General features: G+C 56.7%; 7 protein-coding genes. All 7 read left to right on the top strand.

Annotated features, from left to right (window positions below):
* Nucleotides 1-2: 2 nt before the first annotated feature.
* From JIG40_RS01915 to JIG40_RS01885, 7 genes are read left to right on the top strand one after another with little or no spacing between them, the layout of a single operon-like run.
* Nucleotides 3-488 (top strand): phage virion morphogenesis protein, encoded by a 486-nt coding sequence (locus JIG40_RS01915; RefSeq protein ID WP_244662623.1) that lies wholly within the window; start codon nt 3-5, stop codon nt 486-488.
* Nucleotides 489-671 carry a DUF2635 domain-containing protein gene (locus JIG40_RS01910; protein WP_047462889.1) on the top strand — a complete coding sequence of 61 codons (183 nt, stop codon included), beginning with the start codon at nt 489-491 and terminating at the stop codon, nt 669-671.
* The gene (locus JIG40_RS01905; RefSeq protein WP_199464682.1) at nt 668-1,801 is read left to right on the top strand and encodes a phage tail sheath subtilisin-like domain-containing protein; all 1,134 of its coding nucleotides are present in this window, start codon (nt 668-670) and stop codon (nt 1,799-1,801) included. The genes JIG40_RS01910 and JIG40_RS01905 overlap by 4 nt, the downstream gene beginning before the upstream one ends.
* A gap of 3 nt (nt 1,802-1,804) precedes the next feature.
* Nucleotides 1,805-2,170 (top strand): phage tail tube protein, encoded by a 366-nt coding sequence (locus JIG40_RS01900; protein ID WP_004726844.1) that lies wholly within the window; start codon nt 1,805-1,807, stop codon nt 2,168-2,170.
* Between the two features lie 10 nt (nt 2,171-2,180).
* Complete coding sequence (gene gpM / locus JIG40_RS01895) at nt 2,181-2,888, top strand: phage terminase small subunit (protein WP_199464681.1); 708 nt, start codon at nt 2,181-2,183, stop codon at nt 2,886-2,888.
* The gene (locus JIG40_RS01890) at nt 2,872-3,159 is read left to right on the top strand and encodes a phage tail assembly protein (RefSeq protein WP_020432125.1); all 288 of its coding nucleotides are present in this window, start codon (nt 2,872-2,874) and stop codon (nt 3,157-3,159) included. Before gpM ends, JIG40_RS01890 begins: the two co-directional genes overlap by 17 nt.
* A 35-nt stretch (nt 3,160-3,194) precedes the next feature.
* Nucleotides 3,195-3,302 (top strand): GpE family phage tail protein, encoded by a 108-nt coding sequence (locus tag JIG40_RS01885; protein WP_075990070.1) that lies wholly within the window; start codon nt 3,195-3,197, stop codon nt 3,300-3,302.
* The last annotated feature ends 81 nt before the right edge of the window (nt 3,303-3,383 follow it).

Here is a 3,383-nt window from a genome sequence, read left to right as displayed (position 1 = left end):
GTCTGGTGCTGACCGCCACTGAAAAACTGGATTTGAACCGGCGCATGGCCAACCGTGCGCGCCAGTTCTTCCGCGCTCAAATCCGGGCGCAGCGGGACATTGAGAATAACCCGTACCAGAGCCGCACGGGTCGCAAAAAAGTGAGCCTGCGGGACGGGACATCGTTACGCCATACCGTCAACAACAAGAACATGTTGATGGGCCTGTCGAAATCCCTGCGCACGCAGGCCGACGAACACCATTTTGAAGTGGGTCTGGCGGGCGTCGCCGGGCGAATCGGCCAGGAGCACAATCAGGGCAGCCAGCTCTCGTTTACCACCCACGTGAATGGCTTCTTCGACAGTAAGACCGGACGCTGGCAAGGCGGGCGGCGGGTCAAACAGAACTATCAGATGCCGCGGCGTACCTTCATCGGCTGGACGCCTGTACTTGAGCGCGAGCTGCTCGCCATGGCGGCCGGGCACTTTACAACTGACGTGGAAAGTTAAATGCAAACCATCAAAGTCAAACCACAAAAAGGGTTACTGGTTCGTGACCCGGAAACCCGCGAGCCGTTAAAGGCCGCGGGCGAAGAGAAGCCGCGTAACCCTTACTGGCTGCGTCGCATTAAAGACCAATCCGTCGTACTCGTCACCACGAAAGCGGCAACGAATAAGGAGAACGGCCAATGAGCATCAGCTTCTCAGAGGTTCCGGCCAGCGCTTATGTGCCCGGCATGTATGTCGAAATCGACAACAGCCTGGCCAACAGCGCGGAAGACCAGCAACGATGCCTGGTGATCGGCAACGCGGTTGCGGGTGCCCCGGTGGCGCCCAACACCGTCGTATTGTGTTTGGATGAAACCAAAGCGCAGGCGCAGTTCGGCGCCTCCGACATCGTCGATATGGTGACCTACTTTCGCAAGCAGGATGAAAGCATGCCCGTCTACGCCATCAGCGTGGACGCGGCCGATACCATGTCGGCACTGGCGGCTCTGGGTGATGTGCAGTACCACCACATCCTCTGCTCGCTCAATGATGACACCACCATCCGCGATTTGGGCGAGTTTCTGGAAAAGCGTTATCAGGCGCTGCAGCAGATCCCCGGTGTGGCTTACATCCCGAAAAAAGGCACCCATGCGGAGCTCATCACTTTTGCCAATAAAAGCAATTGCCCGCTGATCAGCTTTATGCCGGTGAACGCGCTCGGTAACTCTGCCAATGAAGCGCTGACGGATGCGGCGGCGATTGGTGCCTGGGCGGGACAAATTGCGCCGTCACTGGCGAACGACCCGTGCCGCCCGCTGCAAACACTCAAGATGAGCGGCGTCTACTCCATTGCGGACACCGAGTTTGACTGGGCCGAGCGTAATCTGCTGCTCCATGAAGGGATGGGCACGTACGTCGTCACCTCTACCAAAGAAGTGCAGGTGGAGCGCGCGGTCACCGCTTACACCGAAAACGCGTCGGGGATTGCCGATAACAGCTACCTCGACATCATGACGCCGGCCACGGCGATGTATTTTCGTCAGAAACAACGCTCACGCATCTTAAGCAAATACGCCCGTTTCAAAGTGGCTAAAGACGGCACCCGCTTTGCGCCGGGACAGGCAATTGTCACGCCCAGCATGTTCAAAACCGAGCTGCTGGCGCTGTACAAAGAGCTGGAATACAACGGCATCGTGCAAGACTTCGACGGCTACAAGAAGTCGCTCATTGTTGAGCTCGATGACACCAACAAGCAGCGGATCAACTATCAGGACTCACCGCAGTTCGTGAACGGATTGATCATCGTTGCCGGCAAAATTCAATTCAGGAAGTAAGCCATGGGAACCACCATCACCAGCCGCGCCGTACTGAACGCCGGCTCTCTGGGTCGCCTGCCCATTAAAGAAGGCGCAGAAATCGGGTTTGGTAACCTCAAGCGTGAAGCGGTCATGGGCGATGACGGCGTGCTGGGACACAGCGAAGTGTACGACGGCGCGCCCTACATCAAAGCCACCATCGTGCACGCCAAAGCCACCGACGAAGACGCCATCAAAGCGTTCGTGGATGAGAACATCACACTCGAGCTCAACAGCGGCAAAGTCTACACCCTCACGGATGCCTGGACGGTGGACCCGCTTACGCTGAACGTCAAAGACGGTCAGCTGGAAGTGTTGTTCAACGGCTATGAACTCATCTCACAATAAGGGGCGTGACATGTTATCGATTTTGTTAAAGCGGCAAGCTCAGCAGCAAAAGGCGGCTCAGGCCAAGCCGATGCCAGCCACGGCGCAACCCGCAGCGACGGGCAAAAGCGCCCGCCCGACGCTGGCCGACAAACCGTGGGAAGAAACGCAGGCCATGCTCAAACAGGATTTGGCGTTCCTGCGCACGCTGGCCGGCTCTCAGGAAAAAGACCCGTACAAAGCTGAACTGGTGAAGAAATACCAACCGCTGGTTGAGAAGCTTCTCACCACTCACACCGACCTCGGTAATCTCGATGTGGTGTGGTGGTTTTATCAGTGGCAGGTCGATTTAGGCCAACTGACGACGGTACACGACAGCTTCCGGGCGGCCATCGACATGGGACTGGAAACGCCGGACAGCTGGAAGTCAAACGGCCAGACCGCGTTCTGTGACATCGTGTTCCAGTACTCGCACAGTGCCTCGAAAGAGAAACTGGCGTTTAACCGCGACTACCTGCTTCAGGCGGTTACCGATTTGCAGGCCGGACACCTCGCCACCAACGCGCCGCTCAAGGTGAAGATGTTCCGTCTGGCAGGCGACTGGTATGACGCAGACGGCGACACAGAGAAAGCGTACGCGCTGTTTGATGCGGTGATGAAACTCGACCCGAACAAAGGCGGTCGCAAGACCCGACTCAACGAACTGAAGGAAGAACTCGGCTATGGCAACTCCGATTAACAATCAGGCTGAAGTGAAAACGGCCACGCTGGCCACCCCTATCGTGAAAGATGGTGTGGAAATCAACACGGTGGACATTCGCAAGCCGCATTCGGGCAACCTGCGCGGGCTCAGTCTGATTGATGTGTGTGAGATGAAATTTGATGCCGGTGAAGTCCTGCTGCCGCGCATTTCGTCTCTGACTGAGCGTGATTTGCTGAACCTGCCACCGGAGAACTGGGCGCCACTTTTGACCACCATCGCCTCTTTTTTCGTGAACACGGAACTCTGATAAACCGGGTTGAGGACTATTACGCTGACATCGCCATGGTCTTTCACTGGCCGCCGAGCGAAATAGACGCCCTCAGCTACGACGATTTATTACTGTTCCGCGAGCTGGCACGGCAACGAACCGAAACACAAGAGAGCGATTAGCTCTCTTTTTTGTATGAAGGACATCCGAATGAAGATGAACCTCTCCGTGGTGATGGGACTGAAAGACAAAGTGTCCGCGCC

This window comes from Vibrio sp. bablab_jr001, from assembly GCF_016464285.1.
Taxonomy (GTDB): Bacteria; Pseudomonadota; Gammaproteobacteria; order Enterobacterales; family Vibrionaceae; genus Vibrio; species Vibrio fluvialis.
Note: the sequence above shows the minus strand (reverse complement) of the source record. Positions and strands in the feature narration are given on the sequence as shown.